This window comes from Achromobacter xylosoxidans (assembly GCF_002192695.1).
Classification (GTDB): domain Bacteria; phylum Pseudomonadota; class Gammaproteobacteria; order Burkholderiales; family Burkholderiaceae_B; genus Achromobacter; species Achromobacter xylosoxidans_C.
In genome coordinates this window covers 311,873-331,858 of sequence record NZ_MTLG01000110.1, presented here as the reverse complement: position 1 = coordinate 331,858, position 19,986 = coordinate 311,873, and the positions used below count along the sequence as shown (strand labels likewise).

Genomic DNA, 19,986 nt, shown 5'->3' with positions numbered 1-19,986 from the left:
GGAGGAACACCCGTTCCTCGAGCCACCCAGAGAGAACCGCATGCTGACGTCCCGCCTCCTGCCGCGCATCACTACCCTAGCCTTGAGCGCCGCCTGCGCACTGGGCGCAAGCCAGGTCCGCGCGGCCGACCTGGCGCTGCAGGATGCCGTCTCCATGGCCGGCATGCAGCTGTACCTGAATTCGGGCGCGCCCGGACTGATCATCGCGGCGGTGCGCGGCGATGAGGTCGTGATCCAGGGCTATGGCGAAACCGCGCCCGGCAGCGGCGTGGAGCCGGACGGCCGCTCCATTTTCAGGATCGCTTCAGTATCCAAGGTGTTCGCGGGCGACGTGCTGGCGGCGCTGGCGGCCAAGAACAAGCTCCAGCTGACCGATCCCCTGGCGAAGTACGCGCCGCAAAACGCCAAGGTCGAAGCCAACGGCCGCCCGCTGACGCTGCTGGACCTGGCCACGCACTCGGCCGGACTGCCGCGTGAACTGCCCGACCCCGACGCCAAGCCTTCCGACAATCCGTTCGCCGCGTTCGACCGCGCCTACTACTGGAAGTGGATCGGCAGCCACAAGCCGGCCTATCTGCCCGGCACCACCACGCTGTACTCCAACCTGGGCTTCGGCCTGCTGGGCGATGCGCTGGCCAAGGCCGGCGGCGCGGACTATTCCACCGTGCTGGCCGACGAGGTCCTGAAGCCCGCCGGCATGACCGACACCACCAATGCGCTGACCGACGCCCAGAAAAAGCGCCTGATGACGGGCCTGGATCCCTTCGACAAACCCGACCCGAATGCCCCGGTGCCCGACGTGATGTACGCCAGCGCCGGGATCTACTCCACCGCCGACGACATGGCGCGCTGGATGCGCTGGCACCTGGACGGCGCCAGGCAATCGAAACAGGCGTCCCTGTTGGCGCACACCATGTGGCTGCCCTACGACGGCTTGAAGTCCGTGGTGGGCACGGAGGTCACAGACGCCGACGGCATGGGCCTGGGCTGGGTGGTGACCCTGCCGCGCAACGGCGCGCCCTTGCTGCTGGGCAAGAGCGGCGGCCTGGGCGGTTTCATGTCGTATGCCGTGCTGTCGCCCAACCGGGGACTGGGCGTATTCGTCGTCGCCAGCCGCGTGAACTTCGCCATGTTCAACAACATCCATTCCCAGGTGCGTGAACTGGCGGCCGAGTTGGCGCGGTGAACGGTGCCGGCCCTGCGCTGCGCCAGGCCGCGGCGGCCGCGCTGCTGGCCGTGGCCGCGCAAGGCGCATGCGCGCAGGAAGCCAGGGATATCTTCAAGACGGAGATTTTCCTCACGCCCTACAGCGAACTGGGCGATGGCGGCGAGTCCTATCCGCGGCTGAACGGCCGGTTCCTGCTGATGACAGGCTACACCGGCTTCTTCGGCGTGCAGGACGACAACGGCCAGCTTCCTCGCTCGCACTGGAGCAGCATGCAGCCCACCGCGGAAGCCGCCCTGGTGTTGCAGCTGACGCGCGAGTTTTCGATCCGCACCAAGGCAACGTTCAACTCGTCCACCAACGACACCAAGGACAACGCGTTCTCCGATCTGGGCGTGGACCTGGACAACCTGTTCGCCGCCTATACCGCGGACAACTACGCCCTGTACGGCGGCAAGATGGACCTGGGCTTCGGCGACGCCTGGCACGTGGTCGATGGCTTGTACACAGGGTTCAACGAGAACTCGGAGTTCCGCGGCTCGATCGGACTGGGCGGACGCTACACGCTCGATACCGCGGGCCGGGGAACGCACTCCGTGGCCGCCATCCTGTTCAAGCGCGACAACACCGCGATGAACCGCCGCTTCAGCCTGGACGGCGGCCTCATCGGGCCCGACCAGCCGCCGATGTTCAGCGATCAGCTGAAGTCCTTCATCCTCTCCTACGATTTCCGCGACCTGCCCGGGCTGGAAGGACTGTCGGGCGGGCTGGACGCGGGCCGGCTGCATCTGGATCCGGGGCAAGGGAAAAGCGCCAACACGGTGTCGGCCCGCTTGCGCTACGACGCGCCGCTAGCCAATTCATGGAACCTGAGCTGGTTCAACGAAGCCACGTATTCCAGCGCCTTTCGCGGCGCTCCCGTGTCCAATGGCAACGGCGTGACCTCGGTGTCCTTGTCCCGCGACCGCTGGCAGCTGACCGCGACGGCGGCGGTGCGCAAGCTGTCCGGCAGCGGCCAGAAGCTGGCGCAGCACGGTCTGCAAGACGACACGGATTGGGGCATTTCAGGCGCGGTCACCTACGTCACGCCCATCGGCTTCATCGTGCAGGCCGGGCTCACGCATCAGCGCGACCAGGCCCTGCGCATCAACCAGGGCGTTTTCCGCATCGCTTACCAAGCAGGATTCTGAGGTCATCATGAACCGCAAACACACGCTCATCACCGCGGCAACCGTTCTTACGCTGGGCTGCGCCACGGCAGTCTGGCCGCAACCCGTGCCCATCGCCAGCGCGCCGAATCCGCCCGCCGACGCGGTGGCCATTCCCGCCGGCAGCAAGGAACGCGCCGTACAGGAACTGCCGCAAGTCGTGGCGGACATCATGCGGCGCAGCCAGGTGCCGGGCATGGCCGTGGCCGTGGTCATCGACGGCAAGACCGTGCTGGCACAGGGCTACGGCACGCGCGAGGCGGGCAAGCAGGCGCCGGTGGATGCGCAGACCGTGTTCCAGATCGCATCGATCTCCAAGTCGTTGTCGGCGACGGTGGCGGCCATCGAAATTGCCAAGGGCAAGGTTGCCTGGGACGATCCGGTTTCGCGCTATCTGCCGGACTTCAAACTGGGCAACGCCTACGTGTCCGAACGCGCCACGATCGGCGATTTCTTCGCGCACCGCTCCGGCTTGCCGGGCACGGCGGGCGACGATCTCGAAGACCTGGGATTCAGCCGCGCCGACGTGATCGCCCGCCTGCGCCTGCTGCCGCTGGACGCGTTCCGCACGTCCTACCACTACGCCAACTTCAGCACCACCATAGGCGCGCAAGCGGTGGCCCGGGCCGCCGGACGCCCCTGGGAGCAGTTGGCCGACGAACAGCTGTTCAAGCCGCTGGGCATGGCATCGACCAGCTACCGCTACGGCGACTTCGAGGCGCGCGGCAATCGCGCCGTGCTGCACGCTTACCAGAAGGGCCGGTTCGTGCCCTCGGGACAGCGCGATGCGGACCAGCAGGCGCCCGCGGGCGGCGTGTCCTCCACCGTCGTCGACCTGGCGGAATGGCTGAAGCTGCTGCTCGCCGACGGGCAGTACCAGGGCAAGGCCCTGATCGCCCCAAACGCCTTGCTGCCCGCGCTGTCGCCCCAGGCATTCAGCGCCCGCGCGCATGACCTGGACTCGCGCTCCGGCTTCTACGGCTATGGCTTCAACGTCAACACGGAATTGGGCGGACGCCCCTCGATGGGACATTCCGGCGCCTTCCTGATGGGCACGGGAACGACCTTTCGCATCGTGCCTTCCGCCGGCATCGGCATCGTGGTGCTGACCAACGGCGCGCCGGTAGGCGCGGCCGAATCCGTCGCGGCATCGTTCATGGACACGGCGCTGTACGGCAAGCCCACGCGCGACTGGTTCGCGGCCTACAACGGCGCCATGAAGGCGTTCTTCGAACCCCAGGCCGATCTGTCCGGGCAGGCCGATCCCGCCAAGCCCGCGGCGCCTAAAGCACTGTCGCAATACACCGGCACCTTCGACAATCCCTACTATGGTCCCGCCGAAATCCAGCAGACCGACGGCGCCCTGACGCTGGTGCTGGGGCCCAAGGGCATGCGCTTCCCCTTGCGGCACTGGGACGGCGACACCTACGCTTTTTCACCCGCCGGCGAAGCCGAACTGGTCGCCTCGCTGGCGTCCATCGTCTTCAAGATGGACCAGGGGCGGGCCCAGGGTTTCGACATCAAGTTCTACGACGACAACGGCCTGGGCCGCTGGGTCCGCAAGTAATCGCCCTGCCGCGCCGCCGCCTCAGAAGCGGTAGGCGGCGCGCAGGGTCAGGGACTGGTCGCGGTATTCGCCGTTGCCGCGCAAGGCGTACTCCGTCTTCAGCTCCACGCCCTTGGGCGTGACGTATTCCAGGCCGGCCGACAGGTTGCCGTAGGTCCTGGGCATGCCGGACCGCAGCGTGAACGGCGTCGCGCCCGGTCCATTGAGCTGCATGGTGGTGACCACGTCGCCGCCGCTCAGAAAGCTCATCCCGCCCGCCACGTATGAACGCAAGATCGCGCCGTTGGCCAGGTCCTTGCGCCCGCCCAGTTCCACCATGGGCGAAGCCATGAACGAGGTCGTGTGGTTGCCGCGCACTTTCAGGTTGAGAGCCCCCGCCCCCTGTTCGCCGTAGCCGTCCTGCCGGATGTAGTTCACGTCCAGATCCACGTAGGGCCGCAGGTACCAGGACGGCTGGCTGAACTCGTAGGCGGTGCGCAGCCTGGCCCCAAGAAAGGAAGACTCGGGCTTGCTCTTGGCCGTGCCGTCCAGCGTGCCGCGCGACATCCTGCTCTTCTCCACGCCGCCATGCACGGCCAGCGCAACCTGCCACGGCGCGTTGTTGTACTTCAGCGCCAGGCCGCCTGCGTAGGTATCGCTATTGCCCGAAAGGTCGGCGGCCGACGTGGTCTTGCCGTAGGCATAGCTGAGCGAGCCGCCCAGGAACCAGTTGGCGGCGATTTCTCGTTGCGCGCCCAGCGTGAGCGTGCTCTGGCGCACGCGGTAGCCTTCGTCGTCGGACGTGGCCTTGCGCTGGGTCCAGTTCGTGTCCAGGCGCGACCAGACGCAATCGCCTTCGCGCAGGATCGTGCTTTCACCCACGAATGCGGGGCAGCTCATCATCCGGTTCATCGCCGCGTAGGAGGCATGCATCTGGTTGGCGGCGCGGGCGAATTGGCCGTCGTGGGCGATGCGGTTCAAGGCGTCGCGGTACTGCCCGGCGGTCTGCACGCCGGTGAACTTGTCGAAGGTGGCGGCATCGCTCGTTTTGCCCTGGTCCCATAGCGTCTGCAGGGAAGCCGCGACCCTCGCGCGATCCGCGCTGAGCGGGAACGCCGGCGGCGTGAAGTCCGCATCGACGGCAATCAGCGGATCGCGCAGGCCGCCTGTGCCATTGTTCTTCAGCGTGTAGCGGAACAGCGGGCTGTCGCTTGCGGTCGCGGGCACGTTGTTCTGCGCGGCAGCGAAATGGCCTATCCCCAGCCATACATTCTTCACCGGATTGCGCAGCACCGGTTTGACGGTGCCCGCGAAGGTCGACGCGCCCGACACCGAAATGAAGTCGCTGTTGTCGCCGCCGAAATCCAGGTCCGGCCGGTAGGTTCCCGTATGGTTCAGCCCGCCCGTGATGCGCGTGGACGCGTACACGCCCGGCCCGCCCGGGTTCAGGATGCCGGCGCTGTCCAGATCGCCCAGGAAGCGGGCGCCGCTGTACAGCGAGCCGCCGGCGTTGTTGTGGAAAACGCTGCCGCCGCCCATCAGCACCTCGCCCGCCACGGTTCCATTGTTGTTGACAACCGTCTGGCCGGCCACGTCGATCGCCGTCTTCGCCTGGATGACGCCGGCGTTGGTGATGGTGGTGCCGGCAAGTGGCGTGACAGCCAGGATGCCGGTGCCGGACACGCTGTTTGCGCTGACCAGGGCGTTCTGCCCCAGGTTGACCGAGATGGCGCGGCCGCCGCCATAGGCGCCATTGCTGATGGCGACCACGGCCGGCGAGTTGGGCCCCGTGGCGACCACTTGTGCCGCCTGGCCGATGTCCACGCTGACCGTTCCGCCATAGGCCGGATCATTGCCGGGAGTGCTGTACTGGTAGAGGCTGCCGTCCTTGAACACGCCGCCCCCGCCCACGCTCATCGCCAGGATCGCAGGCGCGTTCGCGCCCGAGGTCTGGACCGTGCCGCCCGTGCCGATAGCCACATTGACGGCGCCGCCATTGCCCTGGCCGCCGGTGAGCCCGGCGTTCTGTATGAGGCCGGTCGTGTAGCGCGCGGAGGATTGATCGCCCGCCAGCCCTCCACCGCCGCCCACGCTCTGGGCGAGTATGCCGGCCGCGCCATTGCCCGAGGTGGCCACCAGGCCCGAAATGGACAGGTCGACGGCATTGCCGTCGCCGCCTTGCGCGGGCGACGCGACCGGCTTCAGGGTCACCAGGCCGGGCTGGATCGCCAAGCCGGCGATGCCGCCTCCGCCGCCTATGCTCTGCGCGACGATGCCATGCGAATTGGCGCCGGCCGTGACTATGCGGCCGCCCACGTCCTGCGTCACGGCGACGGTCCCTCCAGGCCCGGCCATCGGCGCGCTGGAACCGAAACTGATGTTCGCCGCGTTCGAGGCGGGTCCCGAGCCGTTGTCCATCGTCACCAGGCCGCCGCCGCCGCCCACGCTCTGCGCCAGCACGCCGAAGGAAAGCGCGCCGCGGGTCGTGATGCTGCCGCCCAGGTTCGACACGGCAACCGTCCCGCCCGCGCCGTTCACGCTGCTCAAAAAGGGGCCGCCCGCATCGGTCGCCGCGCTTCCCAGCCGAATATCGATGCCGCCGAGCGCCGCGCTGGACGACACTGCCGCCATGCCGCCCCCGCCCCCCACGCTTTGCGCCAGGATCCCCGGCGCAAACCACCCCTGCGTATCGATGCGGCCGACCTTGTTGGCGACGTTGACCGCGCCGCTGGCAACTTGCGCCAGGCCGAATCCGCTGCTGTTGTTCGACGGATAGTCGCCGCCCAAGGTGATCGACAGGGACGCGTTCTGCTGGATGGCGGCAAGGCTGGCATTGCGCAAGGCGAGCGTGCTGATGCCGCCCCCGCCCCCCACGCTCTGCGCCATGATCCCGGCGGAGCCGCCCGCGCCCGTCGCAAGCGTCCCGCCATGGATGACGTTGACCGCGCCGCCCGTACTCGTCGTCATGCTCTGCCACGATTCGCCCGTGGCGCCCAACGCGACGGTCGCGGCGGTCTGGCTCCACAGGAACAGCGGCTGGTCGACCATCGACATGCCGCCGCCTCCACCCACGCTCTGGGCAAGAATGCCGGGCGCCTGATAGCCCTGCGTGGCGATCCGGCTGGTCGCGGCGCTGGCGTCCACCGTGACCGCGCCGCCCGCGCCGCTGGCCCCGCCCACGCCGCCATTGCGCACATTGATGAGGGATCCCAGCAGCGATCCGCCCTTGGTTCCCAGGATGCCGATGATGCGGGTGATCTTGTCGATGATCTCGGGCGCCTGGCCGCCGGCGCCAGCCGAGACCACCGCCTGCAGGTCCTGGCCGCTGGCCGCGCTACGGCCGCCACCGCCGCCGATGCTCTGGGCGACGATGCCCGCCGAACCGCTGCCTTGCGTCGCGATCGTGCCCGTGTTCGTGACGATCGCAGGGTCGGAAGCGGAGCCGCCGCCCGCGCCCGCCGCGCCGCCGTTGCCTCCCGTCTGGTGGGTAATGCTGGTCTGCGGCAGCGCGACGGTGAAAAGGTTCTGCGCGCCGGACTCGGCAGCCTTGATCAGCGCGTCGATGCTGGACAGCAAGGTCGACGCCCCGGCCGAATCTATGGTCCCGGCGTTGCCGCCGCCACCGCCGATGCTCTGCGCCAGAATGCCGGGCGCGTGATCGCCCGCCGTTGAAATGGCGCCGTCATTGCGCACATCGAAGGTACTGGCGCCGTTTCCGGCGCCGCCGTTGCCGCCGGTCGTGACGCCGACAGACAGGTTGACGGCCTTGCTGAACTTCAGCTGCGGCGCCTGCTCCAGCCAATTGGCCGCCTTGTCCAGCAAGCCGGACAGATCGGCGGGCGAACCCAGGATATCGTTGAACGACTTGGCGTCGTGCGCCTGGACGATGCCGCCATTGCCTCCGCCGCCGCCTATGCTTTGCGCCACGATGCCGGCCGACCCGGTGCCCTGGGTGGCGACGATGCCGGTGGCGGCATTGTCCGCCTGCACCCGGCCGCCGCTGCCGCCCTGGCCGCCCTGCCCGCCATGTCGCACGCTCAGTTGCAGATCGACCAGCGAGCTGCCTATGGTCGGGATCTTGACCGGCGCCAGCACTCCACCGCCGTTGCCGCCCCCTCCCCCTATGCTCTGGACCACCGCCCCATTGCTTTGCGCGGCGGCAGTATGGATGCCTCCGGCATTCGTGAACATGGCCGTCCCGCCGTCGCCGGCTCCTTGTCCCGCGCCGCCGTTGGACACCGTCAGCGTGACCGTGCCGCTCGGGTTGTCGCCCAGTTGCGGCGCGATCGTGATGGCGCGCGAGTTTGCGAGCCCGCCGCTGCCGCCGCCACCGCCTATGCTTTGCGCCAGCACGCCATTGCTGTGCGCGCCCAGCGTCGTGATCGTGCCCTGGCTGGCCTGCGTGAACGACACCGTGCTGCCCGAGCCCCCGCTACCGCCCTTGCCGCCGGTCGCTACCGTCACGTTGAGCCCCACGCCCACACCGACCGCGTTCGCCGACCCGCCGCTGCCGCCTCCGCCGCCTATGCTCTGAAGAATCACGCCCGATGCATTGCCGTCCCGGGTCTGGACCTTGCCTTGCGAGGAAAACTGGATCAGGCCGCCGTTGCCCGCCGCGCCGCCCGTGCCGCCGATGGCGACCGACGCGATCACGCCGGTGCTGTTGGCGTCGCCGCCCACCCCGCCGCCGCCGCCGATGCTCTGCAGCAGCACCGCCGCGCTGTTGTCGCCCGAGGTGTCGATGCCGCCGCTGTTGGCCATGGCGATGCCGCCGCCCGAGCCGCCGCTGCCACCGTGTCCGCCCCCCACGGCGATGATCCCGTTGCTGGACGAAGCCAGCCCGCCGCCCCCGCCCGCGCTGTTGGCAATGACGGCGGCCGCGTCGTTGCCGAAGGTACTGATGACGCCTGCGTTCGTGATGGTGATCGCCTGGCCCGCAAGCGCGCCCGCGCCACCGTTGCCGCCTTGCCCGAACGCGCCGCTGGCGCCGGCGGGACCGCCTTCCCCGCCCAACACGCTGGCCACGATACCCTTCGCGCCGACGGTGCTGTTGGTTCCGGTCGCGATCGTGCCGGTATTGGTGATCGTGACCGCGCCAGGCGATCCGCCCGCGCCGCCATTGTGTCCCTCGACCCATGAGCCGTGGCCGCCATTGCCGCCGTTGCCGCCCTGGGTCAGGACGTAGACGCCGATTCCGCGATTGCCGTTGGTTTCGAGGGTCCCGCCATTGGCGATAGTGACCGAGCCCGAGTTGCCTCCCGCGGCGGCTTTGGTGTCGGTGCCGTTGGCGGTCGACGCATTCCCGCCGATGGAGCGGGCGATCACGCCATACACGCCATCGCCCAGCCCGGTGACGGAAGACCCTGCCGACGCTGCAAAGACAATGGCGGAAGCATCCCCGCCCCAGCCTGAATCGCTATGCCCGCCAAAGTCGCCCGTATGTTCGGCGGCGCCGCCGTTGCCGCCCGACGAGATCAAGCCCACCGCCGCGCTGACGTTGTCCGGCCCCGGCCCGCGCGCGGTCACCGATGTGGCGCCTTGCAGGATCACGGACGCGACGCCGCCATTGCCGCCGTGGCCGGACGTGTACGCGCTGCTGAAGCCCTTGGCGATGGCGCTGTCAGTCCCCGATCCGCCCCAGGATTGGGCGGCAACGCCGAAACCGGTGCCGACCACGTTGGCGTTGTTCAGCGTGGCTCGCGCCTGGTGTCCGTCGCCGCCTATCCCGTAGCCGCCATTGGCCCCGTCGGCATTGCCCCACAGGCCGCCGTTGCCTCCCGCGGAGTACAGGTCGATCCCGCGGCCCGCGGCATTGACCGTGCTGGCCGACAAGGTGTAGTCAATGATCCGCCCGCCGCCGCCATTGCCGCCCCAATGGTTGGGGTCCGCGTCCCTGCCGTTGCCGCCCTTGCCGCCGCTGACGTCGATCAGGATGCCGGTCTGGCCCGGCGCATTGGCGCTGATGCGTTGATTGCTGTCCGTCTGCACGAAGTCGCGCTGCCCCCACTGGCCGTCATGGCCGTTGTCGGGGTTGCTGCCGCTGGAACAGCAGGTGCCGTCGGCGCCGCGCAGCTGATAGGACAGCGGCGCCGTTTGCGCCGATGCGGGGCGTCCGAATACATAGAGGGTGGAAATCCCCGCCTGCAGCAGCAGCGCCAACCAGGTGAGCCGCAAGCCATGGCGGCCAGGCTTGGAAAAATCTTGCAGGGGAGTCATGGCAGCGGCGGAAATGGGCAAATTGAGAAATTCGCCGTTCGCCACCCGCCGTACAAGTCCAAGATGACGAATCAACCATCCCGGCTGACGAGTCGCCGCTCCCCGCCCGCCCTATTTCGAATCCCGCACCGCCGCGATCACCTTGACCTCCACCGCCAGCCCAGGCCGCGCCAGCGCCGCGACGCCCAGTATGGTCCACGCCGGAAAGTCGGAACGCATGTACCTTTCCTTCACCGCGCGGAACCCGGCAAGGTCGGCGCCGACGTCCACGTGATACGAAACCAGTTCGACCACGTCGGTAAAATCCAGGCCCAGATGGCCGAGCACCGCGGCAATGCGCTGGAACGCCAGGTCCGCCTGCTCCGCGGCCGATTCGGGCAGGGAACCGTCAGCGCGCAATCCGATCTGCCCGGCGATGAACGCCAGCCCGTTGGCCGTGACCGCGGGCGAGTACTGGAACAGGTCGAAGATGCGGTTGCCGCCAAAGACGGGATCATCATCGGGAAGGCGCAAACGCTCGATCTTGCTCATGGAAGTCCTTCTGCAACGCGGGCGTTGCTCGTGTCTCGGGATTTGCAACTCTACTAGGGAACGCCACGATGTCCACCTCCCCCGCCGACAACGTAATTGCGCTGTATCGCGAGCATGCCGACGCCTTCGAGAAGCTGCGCGGCACACAGCTGGTCGAACGCGATTGGCTGGAAGCATTCCTGGAGCTGCTGCCCGGCTCCGCTCCCGAGGTGCTGGACCTGGGCTGCGGCACCGGCAGCCCCATCGCCCGCCATCTGATCGAACGCGGCTGCAGGCTGACCGGCGTGGATACCTCGGACGCGATGCTGGCGCGGGCAAGGGCCTCGTTTCCTGGACACCGCTGGATTGAAGCGGACATGCGCAGCATGCCGCCCTTGCGCCCGTTCCAGGGGCTGATCGCCTGGCACAGCTTTTTTCACCTGCGGCCTGAAGACCAGCGGCCCATGTTCCAGACCTTCGAACGCCTTGCCGCGCCGGGCGCGGCGCTGATGTTCACCAGCGGCACCCATCTGGGCGAAGCCATAGGCCAGTTCGAGGGCCAGCCGCTCTATCACGGCAGCCTGGACAGCGCGGAGTACCGCGAGCTGTTGCGCCAGTCCGGCTTCGAAGTGGTACGCCACGTGCAAGCCGACAGGACCTGCGGCGGCGCGAACATCTGGCTGACGCGGCGCCACGCACAAAACCTTTGAGTTACATCAAGGTTTGACCGGTGAATGGCGCCGTAAGGCGCCGCCCCTGCGCCATAATCAAAATGCCGCGGTCCCATCTGGGCCGCGCGAGGCCCACCCGGCCTCTTCGGTTTCCCTTACCTCGATCAGGCGGACCCGGCATTCATGCAAAGACTTATCCTCCCGCTACCCGGCAACGAAGGATTCGCCAAGCGTCTTGCCGCCCTGTGCCAAGGCGAACTCGGCGCCGTCGAAACCCGCCGCTTTCCTGACGGCGAAAGCTATGTGCGGCTGCATGGCGACCCGCAAGGACGCGCGGTCGACATCGTCTGCACGCTGGCCCGGCCCGACCCCTGCTTCCTCGGCCTGATCTTCGCGGCCGACACCGCGCGCGACCTGGGCGCGGCCGAGGTCAACCTGATTGCGCCCTATCTGGCCTATATGCGCCAGGACAAGCGTTTCCAGGACGGCGAAAGCGTGAGTTCCCTGTCGTTCGCGCGCCTGGTGTCCTCGACCTTCGACCGCCTGCTGACGGTCGATCCCCATCTGCACCGGCATCCGTCGCTGTCGGCGCTGTACACCATCCCGACCACCACGCTGCACGCGGCGCCGCGTCTGGCCAGCTGGATCGCCGGCAACGTGCAGTCGCCGCTGATCGTCGGCCCGGACGAGGAAAGCGAGCAATGGGCCGGCTCCATCGCCGCGCGCATCGGCGCGCCGCACGTGGTGCTGCGCAAGACCCGCCACGGCGACCGCCAGGTCGACATCGAGGCGCCCGACCTCTCTGCCTGGCGCGAGTGCACGCCGGTGCTGGTGGACGACATCGCCTCGTCCGGCCGCACGCTGGTGGTGGCTGCCGGCAAGCTCGCCGGCATGCGGCCGCCGCAATGCGTGGTGGTGCATGCGCTCTTCGCCGAGGACGCCTGGGCGCAGGTATCCGCCTGTTTCGAACGCGTCGTTTCCACCGACGCGGTGCCCCATCCCAGCAACCGCATCGAACTCGCGCCCTTGCTGGCCAACGCACTTCTGCGCGATCTGCGCGATTGATCACCCGATTTGAAAGGAACCGCGATGACGCTACGCGAGCATTGGCTATCCGGCCACGGCCCCATCCAACACCGCGCTGAAACCGTCGCGCGCGTCGACGCGCTGGTGCAGCGCCTGGCGGCGAGCGGCCGCAACGCCCGCGCGGACGATGCCTACGCCATGCTGGCCGCGGCCGACCGCCTGAGCTGCGCCGCCATGAACGTGGTGGCGCACATGACCTATGCCCGCCGCATCGACCTGAACGGCGCGCCGCTGGCCGCCGCGGACTTCAAGCCCAACCCCGAAGGCCATACGGGCGGCTCGCTGAACATGGTGCCGGCCTTCGTCGCCTATCTGCTGGCCAATGCATTGAGCGGCAAGACCCGCGGCTGGCTGATGGGCCAGGGCCATTGCGTGGCCGCCATCGAAGCCGTCAACGCCCTGACCGGCGACGTCTCGCCGGCGCAGCGCGGCCGCTACGACCGCAGCGCGGCCGGGCTGGGACGCCTGATCACGGACTTCTATTCCTACGCCATCGACGCCCGGGGCTTGCCTGCCGTGCCGCTGGGCAGCCACGCCGGCCCCAACACGGCGGGCGCGGTATCGGAGGGCGGCTACCTGGGCTTCGCCGGCCTGCAATACGTGCACATGCCTCTGCCGGGCGAAAGCCTGGTGGCCTTCCTGAGCGACGGCGCGTTCGAGGAACAGCGCGGCTCCGACTGGGCCACGCGCTGGTGGCGCGCCGAGGATTGCGGCCAGGCCGTGCCGGTCATGATCCTCAACGGCCGCCGCATCGAGCAGCGCACGCAGATCGTGCAGGAAGGCGGCGCGCATTGGCTGGCCGAAGATCTGCGCCACAACGGCTTCGATCCGCTCATTGTCGACGGCCGCGACCCCGCGGCCATCGCCTGGGCCATTATCGAGGCCGAGGAAGCGCTGGCCGCAAGCCTGGCGGCGCCGGACTTCCAGTACCCGGCCCGCCTGCCCTACGTCATCGCCGAAACCGAAAAGGGATTCGGCTTTCCCGGCGCCGGCACCAACGCCGCGCACAACCTGCCGCTGGGCGGCAACCCGCACACCGACAGTGCGGCCCGCGACGCTTTCAACGCCAGCGCCGCGCGGCTGTTCGTGCCGCAAGCGGAACTGGACGCGGCGCTCGCCGCGCTGGCCAAGCACCGCGCCCAGCAGCGTCCCCTGGAAAGCGGGCATCCCATGGCGCACCGGCATCCCGACGCGCCTGCGCTGCCCGAGCCGGCCTGGGAAGCCACCGGCAGCCAGGGCAGCGCCATGGCGGCGCTGGACCGCTGGTTCGTCGAACTGGTGCGGGCCAATCCGCGCCTGCGCGTGCGCATCGGCAATCCGGATGAACTGGCCAGCAACAAGATGGGCGGCACGCTGGCCTTGCTGAAGCACCGCGTCGACCATCCGGAGGCCGGCGTGGCCGAAGACCAGCACGGCGCCGTCATCACCGCCCTGAACGAGGAAGCGGTGGCCGCCGCCGCGCTGGCGAACAAGGGCGGCCTGAACCTCATCGTCAGCTACGAGGCCTTCGCGGTGAAGATGCTGGGCCTGCTGCGCCAGGAAATCATCTTCGCCCGCCGCCAGAAGGAACTGGGACAATCCCCGGGCTGGCTGTCAGTGCCGCTGGTGGTCACCTCCCACACCTGGGAGAACGCCAAGAACGAGCAATCGCACCAGGATCCCACCATAGGCGAAGCCCTGCTGGGCGAAATGTCCGACACCTCCCGGGTGCTCTTCCCGGTGGACGGCAACAGCGCCGCGGCGGCGCTGCGCGCGGTCTACGCCCAGCGCGCCCAGGTGGCCTGCATGGTTGTTTCCAAGCGCGACGGCGCGCAGCGCTTCGACGCCCAGGCCGCGCAGGCGCTGGTCGAACAGGGCGCCGCGCATGTCGCCGGCGACCCGAAGACCAGCGTGCTGCAGTTCGTCGCCATCGGCGCCTACCAGCTCGAAGAGGCGTTGAAGGCCCGCGCCCATCTGGCGCGGCTGGGCCACGAGTGCTGCGTGTCCGTGGTGCTGGAACCTGGCCGACTGCGCACGCCGCGCGACGAGCTCGAATCCGTTTTTGTGCTGTCCGACGAAGCCGTCCACGCGCTTTTCCCGCCCGGCCTGCCGCGCGTGCTGCTCTGCCATACGCGGCCGGAACCCATGCTGGGCGTGCTGCGCCGGCTGGACGGCGGCCCGGCCCGCACCCGGGCACTGGGCTACATCAGCCGCGGCGGCACGCTGGACGTGCCGGGCATGCTGTACGCCAACCGCTGCACCTGGGCACACGCAGTCGACGCGGCCGCTGCCTTGGCGGGCTGGCGCCGCGTGGACGTGCTGGACGCGCCGCGCCTGCAAGCCTTGGACGGCAAGGGCAACCCCGCCGACCTCGCCTATTCATCCTGATACCGCACAAGGAAACCATGCTCACACTGACCTGCCTGGGCGGAGCCGGCACCGTTACCGGATCCAAGCACCTCCTGAGCCACGCGGACACGCACCTGCTGATCGACTGCGGCCTGTTCCAGGGCCTGAAGAACCTGCGGGAACTCAACTGGCAGCGGCTGCCCCTGTCGCCCGCCGATATCGACGCGGTGGTCTTGACCCACGCCCACCTCGACCATTGCGGCTACCTGCCGCGGCTGGTGGCCGAGGGCTTCAAGGGCAAGATCCACGCCACGCCCGCGACCCGCGACGTCGCCGAGCTGATCCTGCTGGACAGCGCCAACCTGCAGGAAAAGGACGCCGACTTCGCCAACCGCAAGGGCTTTTCCAAGCACAAACCCGCACTGCCGCTCTACCGCGTGGTCGACGCCGAACGCGCGCTGACGCATTTTTCCGACGTAACGCTGCACCAGGAAACCGCATTGCCCGGCGGCGCGAAGCTGACCTTGCGCCGCGCCGGCCACATCCTGGGCGCAACGACCGCGCAGATCGATATCGGCGGCATGCGCGTGGTGTTCTCGGGCGACCTGGGCCGCTACAACGATCCGGTGATGCACGATCCCGAGCCCGTGCCACGGGCCGACTACATCGTCATCGAGTCCACCTATGGCAACCGGCGCCACGACCCCGCCGATCCCGTCGAAGCCCTGGGCGCCGTGATCGAGCGCACGGTGCAGCGCGGCGGCACGGTCGTCATCCCCGCCTTTGCCGTGGGGCGGGCACAGACCTTGATCCATGCGCTCTGGCAACTGCGCCAGGCCGGCCGCCTGCAGAATGTCCCGGTCTACCTGGACAGCCCCATGGCGACCAGCGCCACCGAGCTGCTGGACCGCCATGCCGACGATCACAAGCTATCCCCGCGCGAATACGAGGCCGCCTGCTCCGCCGTGACCTATGTGCGCGACGTCGAGGAATCCAAGGCGCTGTCGGCCAACCGCTACCCCAAGGTCATCATCTCGGCCAGCGGCATGGCCACCGGCGGCCGGGTGCTGCACCACATTGCGGCCTTCGGCAGCGACCACCGCAACACCCTGCTCTTTTCCGGCTTCCAGGCCGCCGGCACGCGCGGCCGCAAGCTGCTCAATGGCGCGACCGAGACCAAGATCTACGGCCAGTGGACGCCCATCAACGCCGAAGTGGCCGAACTGCCCATGCTGTCGGCCCACGCCGACAGCGACGAGCTGATGCGCTGGCTATCGGGCTTTCATGAAGCGCCGCGGCGCGTTTTCATCGTCCATGGCGAACCCGAAGCCGCCGAAGCGCTGCGCGAACGCATCGAACGCGAGCTCAGCTGGCATGTCACCGTGCCGCTGCAGGACCAGAGGTACGAGCTGTGAGCAGCGTTCCCGAACTGAAGCCGCCCGCGCTGCGCGCCACGCGCATGCGCTTGCACGCGCAGCACCAGCCCATCGCGCTGATGCGCGCCGACTGCCACGTCTGCCGCGCCGAAGGGCTGGCGTCGCGCTCCCAGGTGCTGATCGTCTCGAACGGCCACGAGGTGCAGGCCCAGCTGTACCAGATCGACAGCGACCTGCTGGCGCTCGACGAAGTGGCCTTGTCCGAGGAAGCCTGGGACGCCCTGGGCATCCGCGACGGCGACAGCGTCCACGTCAGGCACCCGCCCGTGCTGGAATCCCTGGCCGGCGTACGCCAGCGCATCCACGGCCGCCGCCTGGGGCAGGAAGACCTCGCCGCCATCGTGCGCGATGTGGTGCGCGGCCGCTATACCGACGTGCACCTGTCGGCCTTCCTGACCGCCACGGCCACGTTGCCGCTGAGCATAGACGAAACCATCTTCCTGACCCAAGCCATGGTCGAGGTCGGCGACCGCCTGAGCTGGCAGGCGCCCATCGTGGTGGACAAGCATTGCGTGGGCGGCCTGCCCGGCAACCGCACCACCCCGCTGGTGGTCGCCATCGCCGCGGCCAACGGCCTGGTCATGCCCAAGACCTCATCGCGCGCCATCACCTCGCCCGCCGGCACCGCCGACACCATGGAGATGCTGGCGCCGGTGGACCTGGGCATCGAGCAGCTGCAACGGGTCGTCCAGACCGAGGGCGGCTGCATCGCCTGGGGCGGCGCCATGCACCTGAGCCCGGCCGACGACATCTTCGTGCGGGTGGAACGCGAACTGGACATCGACACCGAGGGCCAGCTGATCGCCTCGGTGCTGTCCAAGAAGATCGCGGCCGGGGCGACGCATGTGGTGATCGACATTCCCGTCGGCCCCACGGCCAAGGTCCGCAGCCGCGAGGCCGCCGAGCGCCTTGCCGGCCACCTGATAGAGACCGCCGCGCATTTCGGCCTGACCCTGCGCTGCCTGTATACCGACGGCAGCCAGCCCGTCGGCCGCGGCATCGGCCCCGCGCTGGAGGCCCGCGACGTGCTGGCCGTGCTGCGCAACGACGCCGATCAGCCGCAGGACCTGCGCGAACGCGCCGCGCTGGTCGCGGGCGCCGTGCTCGAAATCGGCGGCGCGGCGCCGCCCGGACAAGGCATCGCGCTGGCGCTGCAAACCCTGGACAACGGCCGCGCCTGGGAAAAATTCGTCCGCATCTGCGCCGCCCAGGGCGGGCTGCGCGAACCCCCGCAGGCCGCCCACGTCGAACCCCTGGTCGCGCCGCAAGCCGGCCGCGTCACCCACATCGACAACCGCAAGCTGTCGCGCCTGGCCAAGCTGGCCGGCGCGCCGGAACGGCCCGCCGCCGGCGTGTCGCTGCACGCGCGGCTGGGCGATGAAGTCGCGCGCGGGCAGCCCTGGCTCTTTCTGCACGCGCAGACCCGCAGCGAAATGGCGTACGCGCTGGAGTATGCGCGGCACGCCGGGGATATCGTGACGATAGAAGCCTGAGGCGGGCGGCGGCGCCGTCCGCCATGCGGCGCTACGCCTAGAAATCCATCGAGGCGGAAAGCATGAAGGTGCGCGGCGCGCCCAAGGCCAGGCTCGACAACTGTGGCATCCCCCAATAGGCCTTGTTCGTCAGATTGTTGATGGCGGCCCGCAGCACGATCGGGCGGTCGGCCACCTTGGTGGCGTAGCGCGCGCCCACGTCGTAGGTCGTCCGTCCCGCCACCGATAGCGAATTGTCGGCGCTGATGTACTGCTTGGACACGGCGGTCGCGTTGGCCGTCAACGTCAGGCCCTGCACCGCCGGCACATCCCATTCCACGCCCAGCTTGCCCTGGAGCTTGGGAACGCCGGTCGCCTGCTTGCCCTCGTTGGCGGCGATGGCGGTCTTCGTGACCTTGGGATCGATGTACGCCACGCCGCCCATCAGGCGCACGCCGCGCATCGGCTCGCCGAAGAAGCCCCATTCCACGCCCTGGTTGCGCTGCTCGCCGCCGAACGAGAAGACGTTGGTAACGGGGTCCGTATAGCTGCTGGGCCGCTTTATCTCGAACAGGCTGACCGTATGGGTGAAATCCCCCAGATCGACCTTGACGCCAACTTCCGTCTGCTTGGTCTTGTAGGGTGGGAACACCTGCCCCGCGTTGGCGGCGGTGACCGGCGCGGTCTGGCCCTTGCTCAAGCCTTCGATGTAGTTGGCGTACACCGAAATATTGTCGGTCGCCTTGATCAGCAGGGCGGCGGCGGGCGTCGTGGCGCTGGCGTCGTAGCGGCTGGTGCGCGCCCCGGTCGTGACGCTGTAGCTATCCGTGCGGACTTCCTGCCGCCGCGCGCCCAGCGTCAGCTGCACCCGGTCCTCGGCGAAGGACAAGGTGTCCGCCAGGCCGAAGCTGACCAGGCGCGTCTTGCTATGCAGTATCGGCGGCCAGCTGGTGGCCGGAGCCGGCCCCCAGACCGGGTTGTAGATGTTGGTGACCCAGTCCGCCCCAGGCACCGTTCTGCGGCCGTAGTCCCGCTGATTGTCCGAATAGTATGTGGCGTTCAGCACCCATTGATGCTTGATGCCGCCGGTTTTCAGCTTGCCGCGCAAGCCGGCCTCGCCCGACGTTTTCTTCACGTTCATGTTCAGTTGGCCCATCGAGGTGCGATAGTCGCCCGCCTCGTTGAAGACCTGCGCCACCATGGCGCCGTTGTAGGTGTACTCGGACCGGCTCGTGCCTACGGCGGCGTAGGCCATCAAGTTGTCGCTGACGTCGAACTCGCCGCGGATCATGGCGGCCCTGTCCTGGTTCTTCACATAGGCCCAATCCGGATTCAGCAGCGTTTCAGGCTTGGGCGGCTTGGGCACGCCGATGCCGGGCGCCAGGTTGATGCCGCGGGTCACGCCGTCCACGCGCTCATCGCTGTCGTACATGTCAATGGAAATGCGCGCGCGGTCGCCGCGCCAGTCCAGGCCCAGCGCCGCCAGCTGCGCCTTTTTCTTCTGGTTATCGACCGGGCCGTCGCCATCCCTGTAGACGCCATTGAAGCGCAGGCCGAACTGCTGGCTCTCGCCGAAGCGCCGTCCCAGGTCTATGTGCCCGCCGAACTGCGAATCGGACATGTAGGTCGCGGTCAAGCGCGTCAGCGGCTCCGCGCCCGCGCGCTTGGGCACCAGGTTGACGGTGCCGCCGACGGAACCGCCTGGCGGCATGCCGTTGAGCAAGGCCGACGGACCTTTGAGCACTTCGATGCGCTCGAACATTTCCGGCGTGGTCCGGTAGTACGGCGCCATGCCGAACAGCCCGCCGAAGGATATGTCGGTGGTGCTGGAGCTGAAGCCGCGGATCGAGTAGTTCTCGCTCCAGGCCCCGGTCACGCCGTTGCTGAATACCGAAGGATCGGTCCGGGCGATCACGTCCGTGATGTCCTGCGCCTGCAGGTCCTCGATGTACTTTTCCGTGTAGCTGATGACGGAAAACGGCGTCTCCATGGAATCCTTGTCGCCCAGAAAGCCCACGCGGCCGCCGTACGTCACCTGTCCGCCAGCATAAGGTGTGGCAGGCGCCTCGGCCTGGCCCGTGACGGTGACTGCGGGCAGGGTCTTGACGCCGGCCTCGGCCGCGTCCTGGGCCCAGGCGGCCGGGGCTGTCAGGGCCGCGCCCATCGTCAGTCCAAGCAGTGCCACGGTGAGCGTGTTGAAGGAAAAGCCGGGGTTGGCGTGCGCGGCGCGCGTTGCAGGACGTACGACGCGGCCGGTAGGGCGACGTTTGCTCATGGAATGCTCCGTTCGGTTGAGCTTTGAGCCGCCTGCGTGCACGAGGCGACTGGGAATCATTTACAAATTTGCA

At 68.5% G+C, this 19,986-nt stretch carries 11 protein-coding genes; 8 read left to right on the top strand and 3 right to left on the bottom strand.

Annotation, left to right across the window (positions count from 1 at the left end):
• Window positions 1-40 precede the first annotated feature (40 nt).
• From ampH to BRO63_RS27275, 3 genes are read left to right on the top strand one after another with little or no spacing between them, the layout of a single operon-like run.
• The gene (gene ampH / locus BRO63_RS27285; protein ID WP_088142769.1) at window positions 41-1,186 is read left to right on the top strand and encodes a D-alanyl-D-alanine-carboxypeptidase/endopeptidase AmpH; all 1,146 of its coding nucleotides are present in this window, start codon (window positions 41-43) and stop codon (window positions 1,184-1,186) included.
• The gene (locus BRO63_RS27280; protein ID WP_256943417.1) at window positions 1,183-2,355 is read left to right on the top strand and encodes a hypothetical protein; all 1,173 of its coding nucleotides are present in this window, start codon (window positions 1,183-1,185) and stop codon (window positions 2,353-2,355) included. Before ampH ends, BRO63_RS27280 begins: the two co-directional genes overlap by 4 nt.
• 7 nt (window positions 2,356-2,362) lie before the next feature.
• Window positions 2,363-3,940, top strand: a complete 1,578-nt coding sequence (locus BRO63_RS27275; RefSeq protein WP_088142768.1) for a serine hydrolase — start codon at window positions 2,363-2,365, stop codon at window positions 3,938-3,940.
• A 21-nt stretch (window positions 3,941-3,961) separates the two neighbouring features.
• Here the strand turns inward: BRO63_RS27275 and BRO63_RS27270 are convergent, their stop codons facing one another.
• Window positions 3,962-10,135 carry an autotransporter outer membrane beta-barrel domain-containing protein gene (locus BRO63_RS27270; RefSeq protein WP_088142810.1) on the bottom strand — a complete coding sequence of 2,058 codons (6,174 nt, stop codon included), beginning with the start codon at window positions 10,133-10,135 and terminating at the stop codon, window positions 3,962-3,964.
• A gap of 111 nt (window positions 10,136-10,246) precedes the next feature.
• Complete coding sequence (locus BRO63_RS27265; protein WP_088142767.1) at window positions 10,247-10,666, bottom strand: RidA family protein; 420 nt, start codon at window positions 10,664-10,666, stop codon at window positions 10,247-10,249.
• Window positions 10,667-10,734: 68 nt separating this feature from the next.
• Here BRO63_RS27265 and BRO63_RS27260 point away from each other — a divergent pair, with 68 nt between their 5' ends.
• The 5 genes from BRO63_RS27260 to BRO63_RS27240 all read left to right on the top strand — a co-directional run bounded on the left by BRO63_RS27260 (window position 10,735) and on the right by BRO63_RS27240 (window position 17,659).
• Window positions 10,735-11,355 (top strand): class I SAM-dependent DNA methyltransferase, encoded by a 621-nt coding sequence (locus BRO63_RS27260; RefSeq protein ID WP_088142766.1) that lies wholly within the window; start codon window positions 10,735-10,737, stop codon window positions 11,353-11,355.
• Between the two features lie 144 nt (window positions 11,356-11,499).
• Window positions 11,500-12,381, top strand: coding sequence for a ribose-phosphate pyrophosphokinase (locus BRO63_RS27255; protein WP_088142765.1), 882 nt, complete (start codon window positions 11,500-11,502; stop codon window positions 12,379-12,381).
• Between the two features lie 24 nt (window positions 12,382-12,405).
• A complete protein-coding gene (locus BRO63_RS27250) occupies window positions 12,406-14,769 on the top strand; it encodes a xylulose 5-phosphate 3-epimerase (protein ID WP_088142764.1) in 2,364 nt (787 codons plus the stop codon).
• Between the two features lie 17 nt (window positions 14,770-14,786).
• On the top strand, window positions 14,787-16,145 hold the full coding sequence (locus tag BRO63_RS27245) for an MBL fold metallo-hydrolase RNA specificity domain-containing protein (RefSeq protein WP_088142763.1): 1,359 nt from the start codon (window positions 14,787-14,789) through the stop codon (window positions 16,143-16,145).
• The gene (locus BRO63_RS27240) at window positions 16,142-17,659 is read left to right on the top strand and encodes a thymidine phosphorylase family protein (RefSeq protein ID WP_256943416.1); all 1,518 of its coding nucleotides are present in this window, start codon (window positions 16,142-16,144) and stop codon (window positions 17,657-17,659) included. Before BRO63_RS27245 ends, BRO63_RS27240 begins: the two co-directional genes overlap by 4 nt.
• 37 nt (window positions 17,660-17,696) lie before the next feature.
• On the opposite strand, the gene BRO63_RS27235 is transcribed toward BRO63_RS27240, so the two are convergent.
• Window positions 17,697-19,913, bottom strand: coding sequence for a TonB-dependent receptor (locus BRO63_RS27235; protein WP_088142762.1), 2,217 nt, complete (start codon window positions 19,911-19,913; stop codon window positions 17,697-17,699).
• Window positions 19,914-19,986: the final 73 nt, after the last annotated feature.

What these genes read in the sequence shown, in the direction of transcription:
- BRO63_RS27235 (WP_088142762.1), bottom strand. Translation starts at nt 19,913, where the DNA reads ATGAGCAAACGTCGCCCTACCGGCCGCGTCGTACGTCCTGCAACGCGC.
- BRO63_RS27270 (WP_088142810.1), bottom strand. Translation starts at nt 10,135, where the DNA reads ATGACTCCCCTGCAAGATTTTTCCAAGCCTGGCCGCCATGGCTTGCGG.
- BRO63_RS27255 (WP_088142765.1), top strand. Translation starts at nt 11,500, where the DNA reads ATGCAAAGACTTATCCTCCCGCTACCCGGCAACGAAGGATTCGCCAAG.
- BRO63_RS27265 (WP_088142767.1), bottom strand. Translation starts at nt 10,666, where the DNA reads ATGAGCAAGATCGAGCGTTTGCGCCTTCCCGATGATGATCCCGTCTTT.
- BRO63_RS27275 (WP_088142768.1), top strand. Translation starts at nt 2,363, where the DNA reads ATGAACCGCAAACACACGCTCATCACCGCGGCAACCGTTCTTACGCTG.
- BRO63_RS27245 (WP_088142763.1), top strand. Translation starts at nt 14,787, where the DNA reads ATGCTCACACTGACCTGCCTGGGCGGAGCCGGCACCGTTACCGGATCC.
- ampH (WP_088142769.1), top strand. Translation starts at nt 41, where the DNA reads ATGCTGACGTCCCGCCTCCTGCCGCGCATCACTACCCTAGCCTTGAGC.
- BRO63_RS27250 (WP_088142764.1), top strand. Translation starts at nt 12,406, where the DNA reads ATGACGCTACGCGAGCATTGGCTATCCGGCCACGGCCCCATCCAACAC.
- BRO63_RS27260 (WP_088142766.1), top strand. Translation starts at nt 10,735, where the DNA reads ATGTCCACCTCCCCCGCCGACAACGTAATTGCGCTGTATCGCGAGCAT.